Source organism: Sphaerospermopsis sp. LEGE 08334 (assembly GCF_015207205.1).
Lineage (GTDB): Bacteria > Cyanobacteriota > Cyanobacteriia > Cyanobacteriales > Nostocaceae > Sphaerospermopsis.
Genome location: NZ_JADEXH010000065.1, coordinates 1 through 21,679, shown reverse-complemented (window position 1 = coordinate 21,679; position 21,679 = coordinate 1). Strand labels below are relative to the sequence as shown.

General features: G+C 38.4%; 18 protein-coding genes and 1 tRNA gene. 9 read left to right on the top strand and 10 right to left on the bottom strand.

Translation table 11 applies throughout. The features are described from left to right. The 3 genes from IQ237_RS24150 to IQ237_RS24140 all read right to left on the bottom strand — a co-directional run. Nucleotides 1–3,662, bottom strand: a 3,662-nt coding sequence (locus tag IQ237_RS24150; RefSeq protein WP_194059716.1) for a serine protease, incomplete at its 3' end; no start/stop codon positions are given. A 316-nt stretch (nt 3,663–3,978) separates the two neighbouring features. Then, the gene (locus tag IQ237_RS24145; RefSeq protein WP_194059714.1) at nt 3,979–4,551 is read right to left on the bottom strand and encodes a COP23 domain-containing protein; all 573 of its coding nucleotides are present in this window, start codon (nt 4,549–4,551) and stop codon (nt 3,979–3,981) included. Nucleotides 4,552–4,714: 163 nt separating this feature from the next. Further along, nucleotides 4,715–5,887, bottom strand: coding sequence for a trypsin-like peptidase domain-containing protein (locus IQ237_RS24140; RefSeq protein ID WP_194059712.1), 1,173 nt, complete (start codon nt 5,885–5,887; stop codon nt 4,715–4,717). Between the two features lie 703 nt (nt 5,888–6,590). On the opposite strand from IQ237_RS24140, the gene remA reads away from it, so the two are divergent. Further along, complete coding sequence (gene remA / locus IQ237_RS24135; RefSeq protein WP_194059710.1) at nt 6,591–6,857, top strand: extracellular matrix/biofilm regulator RemA; 267 nt, start codon at nt 6,591–6,593, stop codon at nt 6,855–6,857. Between the two features lie 279 nt (nt 6,858–7,136). Beyond that, complete coding sequence (gene gmk / locus IQ237_RS24130; protein ID WP_194059718.1) at nt 7,137–7,736, top strand: guanylate kinase; 600 nt, start codon at nt 7,137–7,139, stop codon at nt 7,734–7,736. A 282-nt stretch (nt 7,737–8,018) separates the two neighbouring features. Here gmk and IQ237_RS24125 read toward each other — a convergent pair whose 3' ends face one another. From IQ237_RS24125 to IQ237_RS24115, 3 genes are all read right to left on the bottom strand, one after another. Then, complete coding sequence (locus IQ237_RS24125) at nt 8,019–8,540, bottom strand: photosystem I reaction center protein subunit XI (RefSeq protein WP_194059708.1); 522 nt, start codon at nt 8,538–8,540, stop codon at nt 8,019–8,021. A gap of 128 nt (nt 8,541–8,668) precedes the next feature. Next, nucleotides 8,669–8,818: a photosystem I reaction center subunit IX gene (gene psaJ / locus IQ237_RS24120; protein WP_096565856.1), complete on the bottom strand. Its 150-nt coding sequence runs from the start codon at nt 8,816–8,818 to the stop codon at nt 8,669–8,671. 40 nt (nt 8,819–8,858) lie between these two features. After that, nucleotides 8,859–9,353, bottom strand: coding sequence for a Photosystem I reaction center subunit III (locus tag IQ237_RS24115; protein ID WP_096565858.1), 495 nt, complete (start codon nt 9,351–9,353; stop codon nt 8,859–8,861). A 273-nt stretch (nt 9,354–9,626) separates the two neighbouring features. Between IQ237_RS24115 and tsaD the strand changes: the two genes are divergently transcribed. Continuing rightward, nucleotides 9,627–10,670, top strand: a complete 1,044-nt coding sequence (gene tsaD, locus IQ237_RS24110; RefSeq protein WP_194059706.1) for a tRNA (adenosine(37)-N6)-threonylcarbamoyltransferase complex transferase subunit TsaD — start codon at nt 9,627–9,629, stop codon at nt 10,668–10,670. Nucleotides 10,671–10,769: 99 nt separating this feature from the next. Here tsaD and IQ237_RS24105 read toward each other — a convergent pair whose 3' ends face one another. Both IQ237_RS24105 and IQ237_RS24100 read right to left on the bottom strand, forming a co-directional pair. Continuing rightward, nucleotides 10,770–11,699 (bottom strand): alpha/beta fold hydrolase, encoded by a 930-nt coding sequence (locus tag IQ237_RS24105; protein ID WP_194059704.1) that lies wholly within the window; start codon nt 11,697–11,699, stop codon nt 10,770–10,772. 172 nt (nt 11,700–11,871) lie between these two features. Further along, nucleotides 11,872–12,591: a hypothetical protein gene (locus IQ237_RS24100; RefSeq protein ID WP_194059702.1), complete on the bottom strand. Its 720-nt coding sequence runs from the start codon at nt 12,589–12,591 to the stop codon at nt 11,872–11,874. Nucleotides 12,592–13,460: 869 nt separating this feature from the next. On the opposite strand from IQ237_RS24100, the gene IQ237_RS24095 reads away from it, so the two are divergent. From IQ237_RS24095 to IQ237_RS24070, 6 genes are all read left to right on the top strand, one after another. Continuing rightward, on the top strand, nt 13,461–13,988 hold the full coding sequence (locus tag IQ237_RS24095; RefSeq protein WP_194059699.1) for a GNAT family N-acetyltransferase: 528 nt from the start codon (nt 13,461–13,463) through the stop codon (nt 13,986–13,988). A 281-nt stretch (nt 13,989–14,269) separates the two neighbouring features. Beyond that, nucleotides 14,270–14,343: transfer RNA gene (locus IQ237_RS24090), tRNA-Pro, on the top strand. 897 nt (nt 14,344–15,240) lie between these two features. After that, a complete protein-coding gene (locus IQ237_RS24085; RefSeq protein ID WP_194059697.1) occupies nt 15,241–16,041 on the top strand; it encodes a Tic22 family protein in 801 nt (266 codons plus the stop codon). A gap of 2 nt (nt 16,042–16,043) precedes the next feature. Next, nucleotides 16,044–16,943 carry a peptide chain release factor N(5)-glutamine methyltransferase gene (prmC, locus tag IQ237_RS24080; RefSeq protein WP_194059695.1) on the top strand — a complete coding sequence of 300 codons (900 nt, stop codon included), beginning with the start codon at nt 16,044–16,046 and terminating at the stop codon, nt 16,941–16,943. A gap of 200 nt (nt 16,944–17,143) precedes the next feature. Beyond that, the gene (locus IQ237_RS24075; protein WP_194059693.1) at nt 17,144–17,719 is read left to right on the top strand and encodes an L-threonylcarbamoyladenylate synthase; all 576 of its coding nucleotides are present in this window, start codon (nt 17,144–17,146) and stop codon (nt 17,717–17,719) included. A gap of 41 nt (nt 17,720–17,760) precedes the next feature. Next, nucleotides 17,761–18,777 (top strand): sensor histidine kinase KdpD, encoded by a 1,017-nt coding sequence (locus IQ237_RS24070; protein WP_194059691.1) that lies wholly within the window; start codon nt 17,761–17,763, stop codon nt 18,775–18,777. Here the strand turns inward: IQ237_RS24070 and IQ237_RS24065 are convergent. Continuing rightward, nucleotides 18,731–19,198 carry a GNAT family N-acetyltransferase gene (locus tag IQ237_RS24065; protein WP_194059689.1) on the bottom strand — a complete coding sequence of 156 codons (468 nt, stop codon included), beginning with the start codon at nt 19,196–19,198 and terminating at the stop codon, nt 18,731–18,733. The two genes, IQ237_RS24070 and IQ237_RS24065, sit on opposite strands and share 47 nt — an antisense overlap. A gap of 425 nt (nt 19,199–19,623) precedes the next feature. Then, nucleotides 19,624–21,426, bottom strand: coding sequence for a bifunctional serine/threonine-protein kinase/formylglycine-generating enzyme family protein (locus tag IQ237_RS24060; protein WP_194059687.1), 1,803 nt, complete (start codon nt 21,424–21,426; stop codon nt 19,624–19,626). Between the last annotated feature and the right edge of the window lie 253 nt (nt 21,427–21,679).

Below are 21,679 nucleotides of genomic sequence, written 5' to 3'. Positions count from 1 at the left end.
CCGCGATTGTTGTAGGCAACAGCATAATCAGGATTAATTTTGATAGCTTGGTTATAATCTGCCAGTGCTAATTCCCATTTTTTCTGCTCTTTGTAAACAGCACCGCGATTGTTGTAGGCAACAGCATAATCAGGATTAATTTTGATAGCTTGGTTATAATCTGCCAGTGCTAATTCCCATTTTTTCTGCTCATAGTAAACAAGACCGCGATTGTTGTAGGCAACAGCATAATCAGGATTAATTTTGATAGCTTGGTTATAATCTGCCAGTGCTAATTCCCATTTTTTCTGCTCATAGTAAACAAGACCGCGATTGTTGTAAGCATTAGCATAATCAGGATTAATTTTGATAGCTTGGTTATAATCTGCCAGTGCTAATTCCCATTTTTTCTGCTCATAGTAAAGATTACCGCGATTGTTGTAGGCAACAGCATAGTCAGGATTAATTTTGATAGCTTGGTTATAATCTGCCAGTGCTAATTCCCATTTTTTCAGGTCATAGTAAAGAACACCGCGATTGTTGTAAGCCTTAGCAAAATCAGGATTAATTTTGATAGCTTGGTTATAATCTGCCAGTGCTAATTCCCATTTTTTCTGCTCACCGTAAAGACCACCGCGATTGTAGTAAGCAGCAGCAAAATCAGGATTAATTTTGATAGCTTGGTTATAATCAGCCAGTGCTAATTCCCATTTTTTCTGCTCAATGTAAAGAAGACCGCGATTGTTGTAGGCAACAGCATAATCAGGATTAATATTGATAGCTTGATTATAATCTGCCAGTGCTAATTCCCATTTTTTCAGGTCACTGTAAAGAATACCGCGATTGTAGTAGGCAACAGCATCATCAGGATTAATTTTGATACCTTGGTTAAAATCTGCCAGTGCTAATTCCCATTTTTTCTGCTCATAGTAAACATTACCGCGATTGTAGTAAGCCTCAGCAAAATCACGATTAATATTGATAGCTTGATTATAATCTGCCAGTGCTAATTCCCATTTTTTCTGCTCAATGTAAAGAAGACCGCGATTGTTGTAAGCCCCGGCAAAATCAGGATTAATATTGATAGCTTGGTTATAATCTGCCAGTGCTAATTCCCATTTTTTCTGCTGAACGTAAAGATTACCGCGATTGTTGTAAACATCAGCATAATCAGGATTAATTTTGATAGCTTGGTTAAAATCTGCTAGTGCTAATTCCCATTTTTTCTGCTTACCGTAAACAAGACCTCGACCCATGTAAGCCAGAGCTAAATCAGGATTAATTTTGATAGCTTGGTTATAATCTGCCAGTGCTAATTCCCATTTTTTCTGCTCACCGTAAACAAGACCTCGACCCATGTAAGCCAGAGCTAAATCAGGATTAATATTGATAGCTTGGTTAAAATCTGCTAGTGCTAATTCCCATTTTTTCTGCTCATAGTAAACAAGACCGCGATTGTTGTAGGCATTAGCTAAATCAGGATTAATTTTGATAGCTTGGTTATAATCTGCTAGTGCTAATTCCCATTTTTTCTGCTCTTTGTAAACAAGACCGCGATTGTTGTAAAATGCCGAACGGGGACTGAGTTTAATCGCTGCATTTATCGCTACATCTGCTTCTGCATACCTTTTTAAATTATATAATACAAAGAATTTTTCATTATACAAATTAGGATTATTTGGTTGAAGTTCAATAGCTTTATTGATTGCTGCTAAGGCTTCCTTTGGTTGCTGTAAGTTTCTATAGACTACACTTAGCCGACTCCAAGCAGCAACAAAATCAGGTTTACTTTTCACTGCTTGTTGCAATGGAGCTACCGCTTCTTGATATTTTTTCTTACCACCTAAAGCTAAACCCTTACCATAATACGCTAAATGAATAAACTTTGGTTTCAGATTAATTGCTCTATCAAAAGCCTCTATAGCTTCTTGATAACGACGTAAACGCCACAGTTGATTTCCTCTTTCTATCCATTGACTGGCGGTGGTATTTCCTTTGGAAACATCTATTGATAATATTGCCGTTTGTATAGAGTTAACTTTTTGTTCATTTAATTTTGGTGCTGGGGTAGTTTCTACTTTTTGTCCTGGGGTATCTAGTTTGTTTGCTATTGCTAAAAAGGTACTGATAGGAATACCTAAACTATTACCTATTTGTACTTGTCCACCACTACTACCGCTATCACCTGTTTTTTCATCAATAGCTGTTTCTCCCTCGGAACGTCCATGAATACCTATTACTCTTCCTTGGGAGTCTAACACTGGTCCCCCACTCATACCTCCAAAGGTGATACTACTATAAACTAATTCATATCCTCCTGTTAAGGAAACTGCACTTTGACTAACACTTGCACTGAGATTCCCTGAGTTCCCAGAAGTATTGTTTCTAAAATCTGATTGGGTAGTTTCTAATAGTCCTTGTTCCTTACTAAAAATCTGCCCCATTGTCAACCGCCAAGGTGATGTTTGCCCTAATTTGGGATATCCTGCTGTTAAGATAAATTCACCATCTTTTGTGGGATAATTTGCTAAGGTGGCAATTTGATATGTTGCTGGACTTCTAAATTTAACTACTGCTAAATCTACTCCTGATTCTAGTTTAATACTGCTTTTCTCTACAGGATATTGTTTACCATCTGGGGCAAGAATTGAATAATTAAAACGTCCACAGGATTGAGTTTCATTTTCACTTTCACAGAAAATATGAGCCGCAGTTAAAACAGTATAAGTATCTCCTTCCTTAGCAATAATTACTCCTGAACCGTTGCTATTATTACTACTATCAATTCTCACGGTTATTTGTTTGGCTTTTTGTTCTAATTCTCCTAACCATCCTGTTAATGCTGGTACGTCTGGTACTGGTTGGGAAATATTTGGTACAGGTAAGGAATAGGCGGTAATAATTTCTGGTTTTACCTGTGCTAAAACAGTAGAGATTGGTATTCCCCAACTGAGTTTTCGCATTGCTTGTATTTCTGCATTGCTAGGACGTGAACCATCTGGATAAACATAACCTGTATTTAATATTGGGTATGCACTTCTACCATTTATGCCTATGATTTGTCCACGGGAATTAATGATTGCACCGCCACTCATTCCTTGTTCAATATCACTATTATAACCTATTTGATAGCCTTCTTTTAGTGGTCTTTGGGATATTTTTTGGACTGTACCAGTGCTAAATACTATTTGTCCTTTGGTAGCAGAATATCCCGCCGCCATTACTTCCATTTCTGTAAAAGGAACAAAATTAGTTACTTCTTGTAAACAGTAATTTTCATTGCTTTGGAATTGTAATAATGCTAAATCAAATTTATCAAAGTTAGTGTTAAGAACTGTTTGTGCATTATAGGTTTTACCATCTGCTGTTGTTAAAGAAATTTTGGTAGTTCCTCTAATTATATGAGAATTAGTTAAAACTAAATAAGTATTTCCTCGTTTAGAGAGTAGTGTTCCTGAACCGCTGTTATTATCACCTATTACTCTGACTGTAATTCTCTTGGCGATGGTTTGTAGTTGTTTTTGGGAATATTCTCCAGTTTCACCATTGTCGGCTTCGATTTGACAACTGGTATTATCAATTGCTGCTAGGGAAGCAGAATTAGATGAAGTTTTAATACTCAAAGTGGAAACTAATAAAAATGCTAAAGAGAAAATGCTGACTGTTTTGGTATTCATGTTCATGATGGGAAATTTGTTAATTACAAAGAAAGGACGTATTGAGGATTTCTAATTTTTGTTATTCTACTGGTTTTCTTGTTCAATAGTGGGTAATTTAAGAAGTTGTTTGAAAACTTTTTTGTGTGGTATTCATTACCTATCGATCCCCCTATATCCCCCTTAAAAAGGGGGACTTTGACTCTAATTCCCCCCTTAATAAGGGGGGTTAGGGGGGATCTGAGAGTTTTTGATACATCATGAGAGAATTTTCAAACATCCTCTAATGCGGTAAATTTGATGAATTTCCAAGATCATTTAAACCACCCTCCCAAAAACGTAATTATTTACCCGGAATTAAGGGAGATTTATTGAAAAAATCTTTCACACTTACATACAACTGGTCATTTGAATTTTGGAAAATTATCCCTCCACTTTTACCTTCAGCAATATCCATTAACTTTTGTATTACGTCCTCAGCATCACTCCCTGTTCTTAAAGTAAATAGTTGATTACTAGGATTGCAAGTTTCTCCTTGATTAAGAACACCACAGATAACAGGATATCCTTTAATTTTCCCAGTAGACAGAAAATTCAAACGACCTTGTTCATAAAACTCTTGGAATTTTTGTGAGACTTTTTGACAGCGTTGTGCTGGAGTCCAGCCACCTTTATTAAAGTATTCAGATTTCCAGCCAATAAAATACACATGACCTTTTCTTTCAGGAATCCAAGCAACTGTAGTCGGAATGCTCTCACCACTTGCTGCATCAAACATTGACTGACAAAGGAAAGTGACTTGATTTGATTGCAATTCAGCAGCAGTTGATTGGCTAAAATTGGCAGGTAGACTAATAGTTGCTAAAGATGTGACAGCAGCTAGTCCTAAAGTGATGAAAAATGATTGTTGTCGCATAATATTGTTGTTGAGATTGATAAATTAAAAATCATTAGTTGAAGGTAATGGATCACATATTTGATAAATTGTTAGATTATCAAATAGTGCTTTTTTCTGTAACCGTTAAAAAACTGACTTCTGTTCATTGAAAAATCCTTTTTTAGCAAAATATACCCACTATTTAAGGTTTAGCTGTTACCTGTAAACTGTAATTTCCAGTTTCTCCTCGTTGTTGAGAAGTGGCAACTATTAAATAAACCCCATCTTCTGGTAATGTCATATCTATTTGAGCATTAAAATCACCAGCCCCTCTATCATCGTTTTCGGCTATTTTGTTAAAACTGTTACCTTCAGAAGATTCGCTCACTTGATATAAACTCAAAAGTGAATTAATTTTCTGACTTGTCATCTCAATTACTACCTGTTGACCGGCTCGACCCTGAAATTGATATAAATTCACAAAGCTACCATTTTTGATATCAATATCATCGCCTTGATTTAAATTGCCATTAATTATCTGACCGTTAAGTGAGATACTGGCAATAGCAGGTTTTGTGGATCTCTCAAATAGGGTAGAGACAGAAGAGATATCTTTTTTTCTGGCAGCAGTAATAAAAGATTGCACTTGAGCAACAGGAATAGCAAAATTCATCCCACTATTTAATTTTCCAGGTCCGACAATTCCTGCTGTATTTACCCCAATCACTTGACCTTTACTATTAAGAAGTGGTCCCCCAGAATTACCTCCTTGTATCACTGCATCATGTTGAATTTCTCCAGTCCTGGAATCAATACGAGTAATGTTTCCTTGGGTAAAAGTGTCTTTGAAATCTGCATCCAGAGGAGTACCAAGAGTGAAAATGCGATCGCCTACTTTCGCAGATCCAGCCGCAGCTAAATCAAGTGTCCGCAAGTTTTTCTGATTATGGATTTTCAGTATTGCCAAATCTAATCCATTTTTACCAAAACCCAATACATCAGCCGCGACTTTCTTCCCATCAGAAAAAACAACAGTCACTACACTGGGGAAATCTTTTGGATTATACTCTTCTACTTCTTTTTGGTTTCTTGGTGGTGGTTTAATGACATGAGCATTGGTGATAATTAACCCATCTTTACTGATAATAAAACCACTGCCATGACCTTGACCTGTTTGAACCGTCACCACAGCCGGACTTGATTTTTGATAAACTTGGCGGGCAATCTGTTCCTGGGATGTTTGTGCTAGTACAAGGTTAGAGTACAGTGCTTTTTGCCCCCTGAAGGATAGCTGCTTTTCAAAGCTATTCACCCCAAGAACGGTAAATATAGTGCATATTACACTTGCACTTTGTAAGAATTTTTTGTTCATCATCGTTTGATACACAATTTTGATACACAATTCGGATACAGTTAATATTTCAACCTGGAAAAACCAACGCTATCAAGCTTCTTAATGCAGAATATCAGTAAATAAATGACAGGTGACAGGTGACAGGTGCTACGCCACGGTGACAGTTTCAAGAGTTGGATAGGAACGATTTTTCCTTTGAGTTATATACAGCTTTATTCAATAGACTGTGTTTGCTCATTCTTCCATTTCCTCCAATCAATATGCCAACTACTTGTCTGCTCCTGTTTGGTTTTCTTTCACAGCTTGTAGTTTTTACGCAGATACTCAAATTTGTTACAAAACTTCATTTATTGACATCGGATCACCCAAACTCTTGTCTATCCCGTCTTGTGGTGTAGGCATCTTGCCCGCTTACACAAATTAAATTCCCCCTTTTCAAGGGGATAATGGGGGATCTCGAATACGTAAATTTCGTTAACCGAACAATAACCGAACAATATTGGTGGGCAATCTCGCGACGACTACCTTTTATGAATATAATTTTCTATATATCCTTAGAAATATTTTTAGCATTTATAGCTGATAAAAAGCTAAAAGCCGGGAGTTGTGATTTAAAAACTCAAGATATCAAGACTTTAATCGTTGTAACTCTCATTTTTTATGTATAACATGAGAATATGTTTATCAAGAACTTTTCCTCGCGCCTTGAGCGCCTATTTTTTTTATGGATATTCAATTAATCAACATCGGTTTTGGCAACATTGTTTCCGCTAATCGAGTAGTTGCCATTGTCAGTCCAGAATCTGCCCCAATTAAGCGCATTATTACCGATGCCAGAGATAGAGGGCAACTGATAGATGCCACCTATGGTAGACGAACTAGGGCTGTCATTATCACTGATTCCAGTCATATTATTTTATCAGCGATTCAGCCGGAAACGGTAGCAAATCGGTTTGTCATTTCCCGTGAGCATCAGACTGCCGATAACTAATTATAGGTGGGGTTAACAGCTAGTTAGTGTTTTACTAACAAAAGCTAACAGATGCTCACATTTAATCAAGATTTATCTCTACTCGTTGACAAAAAAATTGAGACTTGAATCCCTAAAGTGCTTGTCGGCTGTCAACCCCTCCTATTTATGCTATATCGACGGTAGGATATCAATTAGACAAGTTTTCTGTCACTGGTGCTACAATTCTAATTCTTTAGTCTCGCAACAAAGCATCAGACTAATGAATAACGTTTATTGATGAATTCAGAAGTTGAAGGGATAATGCAAGTCTTACCCATACCTAGTGGTGCTACTACCCCAGAAAGTCCGTCCTTGGGCAAACTGATTGTTTTAACTGGTCCTAGTGGAGTTGGCAAAGGAACTTTGATGCAAAAGCTCCTCCAACTTCATCCAGAACTGTATTATTCAGTATCTGCCACGACTCGTTCTCCCCGTCCAGGAGAAATTAATGGACAAAATTATTACTTTATCAACCGCAGCCAGTTTGAAAAATTAGTTGCTCAAGGGGAACTTTTGGAATGGGCGGAATTTGCTGGTAACTATTACGGAACTCCCCGTGCAGCGGTGCTTGAGCAAATTCAGTCTGGTAAGTTGGTGATCCTAGAAATTGAATTGGAAGGGGCAAGACAAATTAAGGCTTCCTACCCTAACGCACTGAGTATTTTTATACTACCGCCTTCATTTTCAGAACTAGAGAAACGGATAAGGGGAAGAGGACAAGATTCTCAAGAGGCGATCGCTCGTCGTCTAAATCGCGCCCAAGAGGAAATAGAAGCAGCAGCAGAATTTGATCTTCAAATTGTCAATGATGATTTTGAAACTGCTTTAAATCAAATTGAAGCTGTTTTATTTGGGTAACAGGTAATAGATAATTGGCGAAAATGATCAACAATTACCAATTACCAATCACCAATCACCCATTACCACCTGAAGCTGTTTTATTTGGGTAACAGGTAATAGATAATTGGCGAAAATGATCAACAATCACCAATTACCAATCACCAATCACCAATTACCCATTACCACTTGAAGCTGTTTTATTTGGGTAACAGGTAATAGATAATTGGCGAAAATGATCAACAATCACCAATTACCAATCACCAATCACCAATCACCAATTACCCATTACCACAGATCAAATTAACCGATTAAACCTTGGATCAGTCCAGAGTTGGCAGTCAAAAAGAAAGCAACTACAGCGCCACCAATACCACCAATTAAGAAAGCACTAGCAAAGTTGTTCCAGTTTTCTTTGGAATTAAAAGCATCCATTGGAGGATTAGGTACAGTCACACTGGGAAGTGCTGGTGCAGGATTGCTGTTAGCATACAAGGATAGACAAGCGGTAAGAATTACTACCAAACCAATACTACCCAACAAACCAGCTAAGTTAGCGTTAGCAGCATCCCGCAGGGGACCTAATTTATCAAAAGGTCCAAAGAGCAAGTAACCATGAGCCATGCCTACTTCTAATCCACGTCTAAAAGGATTTAGACCAGTACGATAAGCGGGTAAGTTACCAATAAACCACTTAACCAGGGGAGAAGAATTGACTGGGGTTTCCAGGTTTCCATCTTGAGGATTACCGCCAGCTGCTCTTACAGTTTCCCGATTTCTGGGATCACTGGGGAGATTTTTGGATGCGTTTACTGATTGTGCCATATTTTATGTTGCCTCAAAATTCGAGCTTCAAAATTCAAAAAGGGTGGCATTGATTCAGTTATCAGTAAACAGCAATCAGATTTGATGTATTTACTGGGTACTGTTTACTGATATCAACCCGTTTTACCCTATGGTAGAGGGTGGAAAAGTAGGTCAGGGAAGAAGCGGTTAAATTCGATCAAAATGCCCGCTGTAATGGTCAGCCAGATAGTAGCGGCTACAGGTGCTGTAGAAATGAACTTAATCAAATAGGATGATTGTTCGCCTTTGTCAGCCATGAATTGAGTCTCCAAAAACAAGTGAATGAGAGCAGATGAATTAGCGTGGAGAAATAGTGATTTCTGAATCCTTAGCGGTTAATTCACCAGAGAGAAATTCTTTGATTGCAGCAGCAGGCCAAGCAAACCCAGTAGCAATGATGGGTAGTGCTAAACCCAGATCAATTTGGATTTCTTTTTGCTCAGTATCAGATTCTTTCTTAATCGCTTGTAAGTAAGCGCGGCCAACCCAGCCGATCCAACCAGCGATATACAGGAAGAGAATGCTGGGGATTAAAAAGTCTCCAGCCCGATCCAAGCGACCATCAACAATCAAGTGAGGATAGCCTTCAGGACCACATAAAGCCTGAGAATAGCGTTCAAACCGCTTTTTACCAGATTCAGGGTCAGCGGTGGTATTACGGGCATTTAGGGCAAGCTCTTGAAAAGCGGGAGAATCTTTACAGGGAACAAGGTTAGCGCCCAGAGCATTAGCTGAGGGGGCAAAATTGAACCAAAGACCAATCGCTAAAATCAAAGCAAACAATCGTCTCATTGAGTTGTTTCCTTTTATTACAAAACAAGAAGTTTTTTGTACAACACGAAGCGGCTTGTACAATGTTTAATTTGGATAACTAGCAAGTCATCATACTCTTGGCTGGGAATCGAGTAAAGTTTAAGTAAATAAAAGTTAAAGCTTCGCAACCAAAAGTAAGGTTTGGGATTGGGGAAGAAAATTTTAGATTTTAGATTTTAGATTGGAATTGACAAAAATAATCCAAAATCCAAAATTGTATCACCAATCACCAATCACCAATCACCAATCACTATGACAACCGTTTTAGCGATCGAAACAAGTTGTGATGAAACTGCTGTGGCAATTGTCAAGAATCGTCAAGTTTGCAGCAGTATCATAGCCTCGCAAATTCCCATCCATCAGCAGTATGGTGGGGTAGTTCCAGAGGTAGCTTCAAGGCAACATTTAGAAATAATTAATCAGGCAATAGCCCAAGCTTTCGATGAAAGCGCAATGAACTGGGGACAAATTGACGGGATTGCCGCCACTTGTGCGCCTGGACTGGTAGGAGCATTGTTGGTAGGGTTAACGGCTGCCAAAACCCTGGCTATGGTGCATGAAAAACCATTTTTGGGAGTTCATCACCTGGAAGGCCATATCTATGCTACTTACCTAGCACAACCCAATTTAGACCCCCCATTTCTTAGCTTACTCGTTTCAGGCGGACATACAAGCTTGATTTATGTTAAAGATTGTGGTAATTACGAAACTCTAGGAGAAACCCGTGATGATGCTGCGGGTGAGGCTTTTGATAAAGTGTCAAGATTATTAAAGTTGGGGTATCCCGGCGGACCTGTGATTGATAAATTGGCGCAGACAGGTGATCCCCAAGCTTTTGCATTACCAGAAGGAAGAATTTCCCTACCAGGTGGGGGTTATCATCCCTATGATGGCAGTTTTAGCGGTTTAAAAACAGCCGTATTAAGGTTAGTGCAGCAGTTAGAAAAAGATGGTGGACAATTGCCCGTAGCTGATATTGCAGCCAGTTTTCAAGAAACAATAGCCAAAGCCTTAACCAAAAGAGCGATCGCCTGCGCTCGTGACTATGGTTTAAATACAATTGCCGTAGGTGGAGGTGTAGCGGCTAATAGTGGACTAAGAAAGCATTTACAAGCGGCTGCCGCCGAGCATAATCTCCAAGTCCTATTCCCGCCCTTAAAATTCTGTACTGACAATGCCGCCATGATCGGCTGTGCAGCGGCTGATCATCTATCCCGTGGACATACATCTTCTCTGACTTTGGGCGTTCATTCTCGACTGCCTTTAACCCAAGTCATGCAATTGTATGAGAGGTAGGTGGCAGGAGTTTTTTATTTTGGATTTTGGATTTTGGATTTTGGATTGTTTGTATCAACCCAATCTAAAATCTAAAATCTAAAATTTTCTGCCCAATGACTAATGACTAATGACTAATGACCGAATATGGTCAGCAACGGCATCTGGTTGTTCTAACATTGCCAGATGTCCACAATGAGGAATTTCAATAAAATTATCACCAACGTATTGAAAAAGCCGATGAAAGCTGGCTAAATGGCGTACATATTTGGGTTCCATAAGCTTGTCATCCGCACCAGCTAAAAAATAAACTGGTTGCTTGATTTGTGAAACTAACTGAGGTAAGCGGTTCACTTCTTCCTCTGTTGTAGAGTCTAAAAGCGTTACTAGGGCAGCTTCTGGATCGGCTACAACAAAATCAATAATTCGTTGACGCGCCCAAAAACGGTCTAAAGGACGTGATACACTGGCTCTGGTAAAGAGCAAATCAATCCAAGGCACTTGGTAAAGCCAGCGTGGCCGAATTTGGAGAAATTTTTGACCCTTTGAGCGAAACTGCTCAAATGCTTCTTTAAGATAAATTCCACCACCAGCATTAATACAAATAACTCCTTTAACAAGGTCAGGTAATTGAGCCGCTGTCCATAGAGCAATAGTACCTCCCAAAGAATGACCAATCAGCCAAACACTCTTGAGATTGAGAACTTCCAGCAGAGCTATTAAATCTTGAGAGTATGCGAAAGGAGAATACAGAGAATCAGCAGTATAGCTAACTAATTTAGGATCTGTAGTGGAATTGAGCTTTAGTTTGTGCAGTTTTTGGGCGTTTCGGCTGTGATTAAAATCAAATTTTGCCTGAGACTGAGATTCACCAAAACCGCGCAAATCATAAGACAAGCACTGAAAATCAACTGATAGGCGAGAAATCACAGGTTGCCAGTATCCACGACTGTTGAGCCAACCGTGGATAAACACTAAAGCATGGGGGCAAGAGGTGGGAGCCGTTAACTCATAAGCGTGGTGAACGCCGAAGATTTCTATTGTTGCCATATCCATATCGTAACCCGAAGAGCGGGAGCGACTAAATACGGAGAAGAAAATAGTTTATGGGACTGGGGAAGTGGGAAGCAGGGGAGCTTTCTAGCAGGGAGCAGGGGGAAGTTATTTGTATTTTTCCCAATCACCAATCACCAATCACCAATCACCAATCACCAATCACCAATTAATGAGCAAGTAACCTTTGTCGGACTCCTTCAGCGATTTTGTTACCGAGATATTCAGGAATCAGGCTTTCGTTTGGACCGAGCAAGTAGAGTATTAGCCGAGTACGTCCCCGCCAAACCAATAAATTGGCATTGACTACTAATAGGTCTTCTTGCCAGATGGCATACATAACTTTATAAAATAATCCTGGTTGATTATCGGCTTCAATTACCAAGGCAGGGAGATGAAAAACAGGATCAACGTAAAAATCGGTTTGTACCTGCTCTAAACTAGCATTGAGATTAAATTCGACGGCTAACATCTCTTCTACCTCAAACCGACTTCCCAGAGCCTCACGAATGGCACGACAAACATTTTCGGCGGTTTTTTCCGTCAGGGCTTTGCTGCCACGGGACACTAGCAGTTTGATAAAAACTAACATTGGTGGTTGAATCTGACCATAGAGACTCAAACCGTGAATAGTTAAACCATAAGCTGCCAGCACACCAAAAATATCGCTGAGGAGAAAAGACTGATTACGATATGCAAAATGCAGCGCACTTTTGCTACCTTCCGGCTTGATCTCGATCACAGCCCGTCTGGTTTTATATAGACGGTATGCTAGTCGCAAATTTTGCAATTGTATCTCACTGCTAACAAATTGCTCATAAAATTGGGGAAACGCTCGGTTAAAACGTTTTAGGAGTTCCAGTGTTGAGGATTTTAAACCAGAAGTCATTGTTGGAGGTAAGACTTGCTTGCTTTGTGAACGGAGGCAGGAGGCCTATTGTACTGGGGATTTATACCCCACTTCAAAAACTTTTCGCTTTCAAAGGCGTTAGCGTAGCGGGACGAAGTGCGGTTTTAGACCCGATTTTTTTGATAAAAATAAAGCTATAGCCGTAGTTGTAGACAGAGTAGTTAGGACATCAATTGATCATGAAACTCTTACTACAATAGGGTTTTACTTCTGACTCCTGACTCCTGACTCCTGCTATAAAACTGTGTTATTTACTACTTGGCTATTATATTTTTCCGTTTTGGCCGCTGGAGCATAGATTTTACCTAAAGGTGAAAATAGAGGTAGAAGTTTGATATCATACTAGCTAATAAGGGAAATTCTACATAATTTATTGTTGTCGTCTATTGGATTGTTGGGATCTAAGTTCACAAATTCGCTCAGGCGATCGCCTCCATTGTCTTTTTTGCTGTCAATTTTGGGCAAATGATTCTGTTTGGGGCTGCATCAGCGGCAAATTCATCAAAATTATAGATATGGATACATCAAAATACCTGATCATGTCGTATCTTGATTTCAATGGCACAAAAAATCAACCACTAAAAACAATCCAGGATATGAAAGCCCAGGAATTTGCCAAAAATACCCTGTGCTTTAGCTAGGTGATTGTAAAAACAAAATGCTAAAGTTAAAAATGATTGGTTTGAAACTTTGAGTAACTGGCTGTCAAAAGTCCCCATTCCGAAAACACCCAATGTAATTCTTTAGGTTAGGTGTCTGGAGATAGAACAGAGACAGTGTTTTTACTAATGATTCAACACTCTCAAGCAGAGTAACCAATTCAGTCATGTTACCCGAACCACGTTGGCATGGGTTTTTGGAAAACTTGGTTTAGTAGTTCTGAATCTGTAGCGACAAATAAAACGACCGCATTTGATGAGTATGCACGGGGAGATAGAGGCAACTCTAGTGCCGGAAGCGATACTATCGTTTTTAGCACTGAACGCGATATCGACTTGTATGAACTAGAAGAACTCTGTGATGCGGTGGGTTGGTCGCGTCGTCCTCTGAGAAAAGTAAAAAAAGCCATTGAACATAGTTTTCTCGTCGCTTCTATGTGGCAAGTACGAGGAAACAAAAGGCGTTTAATAGGTTTTGCCCGTGCTACCTCAGATCATGCTTTTAATGCCACTATTTGGGATGTGGTAGTTCATCCAGACTTCCAAGGTCAAGGTATGGGTAAGGCATTGATGAAATATGTCCTCAAAAAACTCAGAAGTGAAGAAATTAGCAATGTTACTCTCTTCGCTGACCCTCATGTTGTAGATTTTTACCGGACTATGGGTTTTATGCCTGACCCAGAAGGTATTAAAGGGATGTTTTGGTATCCTCAATGATCCTCAAGCAAACAAAACAGGTTGCCGCCATCAATTCGCTATCATACCTAAGATGTGCTATTATTGTTTGGTTGACCGATAAGCGTTAATCTATCAGTATCAACTTTTTCAGGCTGAGTCAACAGAAAAACTCTTATTAAGGAAGTGATTTGATTTTTTTCCCAGTAATTTCCCAGTAAGGGGTTGGCAATCTGTTTTTAGTATGATATAGTTAGAAAGATGCTTGAGCTAAACATAATTTTTGTTATGTATAGCTAAACTATCAACAGTAAAAAGTTTTCCGGGATGTAGCGCAGCTTGGTAGCGCGCCTGCTTTGGGAGCAGGATGCCGCAGGTTCAAATCCTGTCATCCCGATTTTTATTCAACATTAATATTTTAGATTTGCTGCTCAGTTAGTAGACAGTATAGTTTAGTTATTCTTATTTTGATTTAAGCTATAGGAATCTGATTTGATATCTGTTCGCGTAGCGTGGCGAAGCCATAATTAGGGTTTGCTGAGAAAGTCTTTCCGTGAGGGTATAGGAGTCAGGAGTCAGGAGGAGATTTTAAAATTTCTTTGCCATCTCTCAAAATCCCAAAAAATGCACACTTTTTCAGGTATACCCTTCAAAACCGTGCATTTTGGGACTAAGAAATCCAAAAATTTGGGGATGACAGATAGCTGAAACTGTTCCCTGTTCCCTGTTCCCTGTTCCCTATCTTCAAGGAGTCAGGAGTTCAAGGATATCAAGGAGTTTTTTGTATTTGGAAACTTGATTCATACAGGTTTTACATTTATTCAGCAAACCCTAATTATCTATTTAGGCAGGCAAGAGGCACTAATGCAAGAGGCAAAAGGGTTTTAGAGAATTTAGGTGTACGGAGTTTTTTTCAAAAATCAAATATTAGTCCTATATTGAAATAATTTCTAATATATACCGAATTTCACAGAATCAGTTGATCAGCTAATGGAACGGTTTATAAAGTCCTAGCGTCATCAATAAGGAAGAAAAACAATACAATAAAATGGCATTGTTTTGATGAATCAGTCCCGGAACTCAGTCTATGTTGGAGAATATAATAAACTAATACAGCATTTAGTAATGAATAGCAAGGCAAAAATCAAGACAATTAGCAAAATCAAATCTATAAAGTTATTTAAAGCTAAAATAGCTGGTTAGATAATTAAACTGGTTTTTGTGGGTATAAAATACCACCGTTTTCTGATTGTCTAAGTTAATTCAACTATTGATATGGAGATAAGGAGTATTTATGAAATCATTGGTTCGCTGGGGCTTAACGCTGGGTTTAGTAGGTAGTACCCTATTTGGAAGCGTGGTAGCTGTTGATTTTCCTGTACTGGCATTATCAGAACAACAAGTCAAAGAAAAATTGGATTCTGTACCAGTTTACTTGATTACGAATGATCAGGGTTTACCGTTGAGTCAGACTATACCCGCACAAAATGGACAACCAGGAGCTTCAGTGACTGGTGTATATATGAGTCGGCAGGAAGCTTTGGCGTTTGTCAAAGAATTGCAAAATGCCAAAAATAAAGACCCAAAACTAGAAGCAATGACCAAACAGTTGCAAGTTACCGCTGTTCCTCTAGGTGTAATTTATCAGCAATTGCAACAAAGTAAAAACCAACAGAATAGACTGTTATTTGCGTTTAAACCTGTAGACAAAGAAGTTAAAGGCGCACTAACTTTACTAAATGCAGGTGGTCAAAAAGTAAATCAATTTAAAAGCGTGCCTGTATTTGCGGTAAGGTTTGCACCAGATCAAGGCTATGTGCCAATTCAATTAGGTGCGAATAATCAGCAAATGATTCCTTTATTCTTGAGTAAACAAGATGCACTAGGTTTATTGAACCAAGTGAAACCAAAGTTTCCTAAAGCTGATATTCAGGTAATAGATGTGGATGGGGTGATTAAAACTTTAGAAGATAAAAATGATTCTTGGTTAAATCAGGTGGTTTTGGTTCCATCCCCAGAGTCTAGAGAATATATTAGGACTTTGCCTAAAAACAATGCTGCCAAGCAGAATAATGCACCTTCTAAACGGCGTTAATCATGGCAAAGCAACAGTCAGTTACTGGTATGGAAGTTTGGCAGTGGCGTAATCAAGCACTAAAAGATGCTTTATCTACGGACATTTCTCCTGTAGAAGTTGATTGGCTGTTGCAGGAAATAACTGAGTTAGACCGCTTAACACTGCGTTTAGAGTCTTTCAAATCATGGCAGCAAATTAAAATGCAGTTATCTTTGACAGAGTTAGACAGGTTATGGCAAAGACGTTTGCATGAACGCTTGCCGATACAGTATATTGCTGGGGTGACACCTTGGCGCTATTTTAAACTCGCTGTGTCAAATGCGGTTTTAATTCCTAGACCGGAAACAGAGATTTTGATTGATTTGGCCGTAAACGCTGCTGAAAGTAAGGGGTTACAATCAGGTCATTGGGCAGATTTGGGGACTGGGAGTGGGGCGATCGCTCTTGGTTTAGCGGAGGTATTGACAAATGCTACGATTCATGCTGTAGATGTCAGTGCTGAAGCTTTAGAGGTTGCGAAAACCAATGCGGAAAACTTGGGTTTTAATAAACGAGTTAAATTTTACCAAGGAGATTGGTGGAAACCCTTAGAAAATTGGAAAGGTCAATTTAGCGGAATGGTATCAAATCCGCCTTATATTCCCAGTGATACGGTACTGACATTACAACCGGAAGTAGTGAAACATGAACCCCATCTAGCATTAGATGGTGGTGCTGATGGTTTAGATTGTATTCGTCATTTAATCGCAGTTGCTCCTGCTTATTTGCGTCTGGGTGGGGTTTGGTTAATTGAAATGATGGCGGGACAGGCGGAAACGGTGCAAGAATTGTTGGAAACTAATGGTAGTTATTGTGATATTTCTATTCATGCAGATTTAGCAGGAATAGAACGTTTTGCGGTAGCTTATGTAAATATGTAGAATGTCCTGGATCTGATTTTTTCAGCATCAGGATTTTCAGGATTTTTATTGTCAGAATCAGGATATCCAGGATTATAGGATGTACAGGATGTCATAATTATTATATAGTTTAATTTATAATTAAACCAATTATGTTACCTGTCACCTGATATTTGTCGGTTATATCTAAAAATAGATAAGTAATTTTCTGATATTTATTTATGAATGTTTCTCTAGAAGTTCTCATCAACTCTGCAAAAGCTGGAAAACTAATTAGTTTCCCCACGGATACCGTACCTGCACTAGCTTCTCTACCCGCACAGGCAGAATTGATTTATACTGCTAAACAACGCAGTTTAGATAAACCTTTAATTTTAATGGCTGCTAAAGCCGAAGATTTATGGGATTATGTAAAAGGAAATAAGACTGAATATCAAATTTGGCAGGAGGTAGTTAATCAATATTGGCCTGGTGCATTGACTTTAGTGTTACCTGCTAGTGAGAAAATTCCTCAAGTTATGAATCCTACTGATCCAACTACTATTGGAATTAGAGTACCCAATCATTTAGTTGCCCAAAATATTTTAGCACAAACTGGACCAATGGCTACCACTAGCGTTAATTTATCAGGACAACCAGCTTTAGAAAATCGAGCAGAAATAGAACTGAATTTTCCTGATGTTCTCACTTTAGAAGCGACTGAATATAAAGGTTTGGGAATACCTTCTACTGTTGTTAAATGGACAGGGAATGATTGGCAAATTTTGCGCCAAGGAGTAATTAAAATTGATAATTGATAATTGATAATTGATAATGGTACTCAAGAGTAAAATTTTCTATGACTAGCTTAAATGAATGGTTATATCTAGGAACAGGAATGGGTTTAGGAATAGGTTTTTGTAAGTTATTCCTACAGTCATCTAAATCTTCATCCATTCCTGTGGAAAATGCCCCACAACAGCAAGAAACCAAAGTTTTACCAAAAACTTTAGACAAATTAAACCAAACCCAATTAGCCTACCAAATGGCTAGGGAAATGAGCCAGTTTCAAGGTGGTTTTTTAGCTAGAACTACCCATGAATTGCGATCGCCCCTCAATGGTTTAATAGGATTACATCAATTAATTTTAAATGATTTGTGCGAAAATCCAGAGGAAGAAAGGGAATTTGTTGAACAAGCTTATGAGCGATCGCTCAAATTGCTAAAAATGATTGATGAAATTCTCAGTGTTGCTAGAACAGAACACGGAACAAATAAATTAGAAATTCAGCCTGTACAGTTAACTAAAGTTGTAGAAGAAGTTCATAAATTAACTTATATGCTGGCTGCAAATCGCAATTATCCTTTTACTATATCATTTCCTAAACCAGAGATTTACGTTTTAGCAGATAACCGCTGGCTACGTCAAATATTGGTGAATTTAATAGATACTACCATTTTACAAATGGAAGAAGGTAGTATTCATCTTTCCAGTAGTATTGCACCTGCAAATACAGCTACAAATAATATTATTAATAATGTTGTGCATATTTATCTAGATGTCCCCACTCATGCTATGATCTCTAGTGAAGAAATAAATTTGATTGCCTCTGAAAACAACACAACTCAAGAAAACATAAAAGACAATATAAAAGACAATATAAAAGACAATATAAAAGACAATATAGAAATCTCATCAGGAATGAAACTATTACTTAATCAAAAATTACTAGAAACGATGGGAGGAAAACTAGAAATTATCTCCTCTCCCATCACCACAGATCCCATCACCACAGAAGTAAAACAAGATTGCACCAGACTACAAATTTCTATCCCCCTATTGACTCCTGAAGCTGAACTTCTCCAGTCGGAATAGAACCTAGATCCGATTGATTGTATAGTACCATTGTCGTGGTATTATTAGTTTGAAAACCAATCTTTTCATAGAATTTTTGTTGATGAGTTGTCATTAAATAAACTCTCTCCACTTGCATAAGTGGGTGAGCTAAAACTGTTTCTACTAATTTGATTCCCAGTCCCTTACCTTGATATTCTGGATGAATGACAACATCCCAAATTGTAGCGCGATAGATGCCATCAGAATTAGCTCTTGCAAAGCCAATTAGTTGTTCTCCATCCCAAACAGAAATTACAGGTTTACTATTAGCAATGGCTATGCTTAAATCCTCTATACTCCGCCCTTTTGCCCAAAAAGCGGCTATATTAAATAAGTTTTGAAGTTGGTAAAGATCAATTTTTGCGCGGCCTTCACTAAACTGAATTTGAGGATTTTCCATTTATAGACACCCAATTGTCGTAGTATCTTCGTTTCTGTTATGGCATATTTTCCTGGAAATTACTGCAACTGTATATATATATGCAACTGCATGAATATTAATTTTTTATCAAGAATTATTTTGTCTACAAAATCCCCACCAACAATCATTAAACAACATCCTGAAAATCCTTAAATCCTGGATATCCTGATTCTGACAATTTTAACCCTTGACAAAATTCTCAGTTTCGACTATGCTTATGTTATAGGTGGAAAAGAGTGCGCCCATATATATCATATATTAATATTTCAGTGCCATTTTCCTCATTGATGTGATATGCTAAAAGCAATACCTCCAAAATTTTGAAAAAATTTGATCGCCTGATGGCGATACAAGAAAGGGAAAAAGAAAAAGTGTAGACGGTAAAAGGGTAAGAGAGTAAAGAACTAAAGAGTCCTTGCGCCGGAAACTAACAACCGAAAACCGTAGGAGTCGTTCCTGTAGTCTGGGCTGTGGCTGCCACGAAACGCAGAACGGCAACTCGTGGGGTAGGAGTACCAAGAACCACCGCGCAGCACCTTACTAGCGCCTCTATCAATCCAAGCAATACCATCTGTAGGCGCGTTTATATAATTTTTGTGCCAGTCATCTCCACACCATTCCAAGACATTACCGTGCATATCGTATAAACCAAAGGAGTTAGGGGGAAAAGAACCTACATCTGTGGTTTGTTCACGATATTTACCTTTTGCACCGGGGTTATAGGAATAATAATAATAACCGTTGTAATTTACCAAATCTGTGGTGATGTTGTCACCAAAATAAAATGGTGTGGTTGTTCCGGCTCTACAGGCGTATTCCCATTCAGCTTCACTGGGTAGACGATATTTTTTACCTGTAGCTTTGCTTATTCTAGCACAAAATTCCTGCGCGTCAAGCCATGAAACTCTTTCCACTGGTTTATTTTTACCTTGAAAGCGGGAAGGTTGAGGATTGAGATCCTGTTTAATTTTTGATAACGCTGCTACCCGTTCCCATTGTGCCTGAGTTACAGTAAACTTGCCCATGTAAAATGGTTGAATAGTTACCCGATGCTGGGGACTTTCTGAATCACGTCTCTCAGGTTCATTTTCCGGTGAACCCATTAAAAAACTTCCCCCCGGAATAGCAATCATTTCTAATAATACACCATTACCTAAATTTTCCTGAAATGATGTATGAGTATTCCTGAGTTGAGGTTTAATGATCGTTGGTTGAGGTGGGTTAGTGGGGGGAGAAATCAACTGTTGAAAAATTTGTTTAAATGGATTATTAGAAGTTGGTTGTGGTTGCGGAGGTTGGGGGTTAGGAATAACAACAGTTTTTTGAGGAATGGGATTATTTAATGCTGCTAAAACTTCTGCTGCTGAATGATAACGTTTTTTAGGAATATCTTGCAACATTGTTTCTAAAATATCAGTTAATTCCTGACTTAAAGAAACATACTTTTGCCATTGCCATTCCATATTTATAGTATCAAACAAGAAATCAGAACCATCAATTTTTTGAAAAAGTCCCGTCAATAAACGTATACAAGTTACAGCTAAACTATAGAGATCACTGCTGTGATAAACCATCCCCCGAAATTGTTCCGGTGGTGCATATCCAGGAGTTCCGGTAATAGTTCCCACTCTATTTAAAATACTACCACTTGTTTCTTTAGAAACGCCAAAATCAATCAAGAATAATTTACCGGTTGTGCTTCTAATAATATTTTCTGGTTTGATATCTCGATGAATGACTTTGTTGTCATGGATAAATTGCAAAATCGGCAATAACTCTGTTAAGATATTTCTAATTTGTGGTTCGTTTAATTTACCTTGAGTTTCTAATTCTTGCAGTAAATTTTGCCCATCAATAAATTCCTGAATTAAATACAGTCTACCATCTTGGGGAAAGAAAGCGAGTAAGTCGGGTATTTGCGGATGTTTACCTAACTCTTGCAGTCGTTGAGCTTCTTGTTGAAATAATTCCGTTGCTTTTTGTAAAGATGAACTTCCTGCTTGTTGGGGTAAAAATTGTTTAATGACACAGGGTGTATTTAATCTTTTGATATCTACAGCTTGAAAAGTGCGTCCAAAACCACCTTCTCCAATAAATTTCAGGGGGAGATAACGATCATCTAAGATGATTTTAGCACCGCAACTTACACAAAAATTAGTACCTTGGGGATTTTGGTAAAGACAGTCAGGATTGAGACATTGACTCATGGTAGTTGCTGGGTATATCTAGTGAGAATTATAGCATACTACTGTCTGAATCAGGATTTCCAGGATTTAAGGATTTTCAGGATGATAGTGTTTAATGGTTGGTGGTGATTTGATGATTTAAGTATTTGTCTGAATCAGGATTTCCAGGATTTAAGGATTTTCAGGATGATAGTGTTTAATGGTTGGTGGTGATTTGATGATTTAAGTATTTGTCTGAATCAGGATTTCCAGGATTTAAGGATTTTCAGGATGA

What these genes read in the sequence shown, in the direction of transcription:
- IQ237_RS24145 (WP_194059714.1), bottom strand. Translation starts at nt 4,551, where the DNA reads ATGCGACAACAATCATTTTTCATCACTTTAGGACTAGCTGCTGTCACA.
- IQ237_RS24140 (WP_194059712.1), bottom strand. Translation starts at nt 5,887, where the DNA reads ATGATGAACAAAAAATTCTTACAAAGTGCAAGTGTAATATGCACTATA.
- remA (WP_194059710.1), top strand. Translation starts at nt 6,591, where the DNA reads ATGGATATTCAATTAATCAACATCGGTTTTGGCAACATTGTTTCCGCT.
- IQ237_RS24125 (WP_194059708.1), bottom strand. Translation starts at nt 8,540, where the DNA reads ATGGCACAATCAGTAAACGCATCCAAAAATCTCCCCAGTGATCCCAGA.
- psaJ (WP_096565856.1), bottom strand. Translation starts at nt 8,818, where the DNA reads ATGGCTGACAAAGGCGAACAATCATCCTATTTGATTAAGTTCATTTCT.
- IQ237_RS24115 (WP_096565858.1), bottom strand. Translation starts at nt 9,353, where the DNA reads ATGAGACGATTGTTTGCTTTGATTTTAGCGATTGGTCTTTGGTTCAAT.
- tsaD (WP_194059706.1), top strand. Translation starts at nt 9,627, where the DNA reads ATGACAACCGTTTTAGCGATCGAAACAAGTTGTGATGAAACTGCTGTG.
- IQ237_RS24105 (WP_194059704.1), bottom strand. Translation starts at nt 11,699, where the DNA reads ATGGCAACAATAGAAATCTTCGGCGTTCACCACGCTTATGAGTTAACG.
- IQ237_RS24100 (WP_194059702.1), bottom strand. Translation starts at nt 12,591, where the DNA reads ATGACTTCTGGTTTAAAATCCTCAACACTGGAACTCCTAAAACGTTTT.
- IQ237_RS24095 (WP_194059699.1), top strand. Translation starts at nt 13,461, where the DNA reads ATGGGTTTTTGGAAAACTTGGTTTAGTAGTTCTGAATCTGTAGCGACA.
- IQ237_RS24085 (WP_194059697.1), top strand. Translation starts at nt 15,241, where the DNA reads ATGAAATCATTGGTTCGCTGGGGCTTAACGCTGGGTTTAGTAGGTAGT.
- prmC (WP_194059695.1), top strand. Translation starts at nt 16,044, where the DNA reads ATGGCAAAGCAACAGTCAGTTACTGGTATGGAAGTTTGGCAGTGGCGT.
- IQ237_RS24075 (WP_194059693.1), top strand. Translation starts at nt 17,144, where the DNA reads ATGAATGTTTCTCTAGAAGTTCTCATCAACTCTGCAAAAGCTGGAAAA.
- IQ237_RS24070 (WP_194059691.1), top strand. Translation starts at nt 17,761, where the DNA reads ATGACTAGCTTAAATGAATGGTTATATCTAGGAACAGGAATGGGTTTA.
- IQ237_RS24065 (WP_194059689.1), bottom strand. Translation starts at nt 19,198, where the DNA reads ATGGAAAATCCTCAAATTCAGTTTAGTGAAGGCCGCGCAAAAATTGAT.
- IQ237_RS24060 (WP_194059687.1), bottom strand. Translation starts at nt 21,426, where the DNA reads ATGAGTCAATGTCTCAATCCTGACTGTCTTTACCAAAATCCCCAAGGT.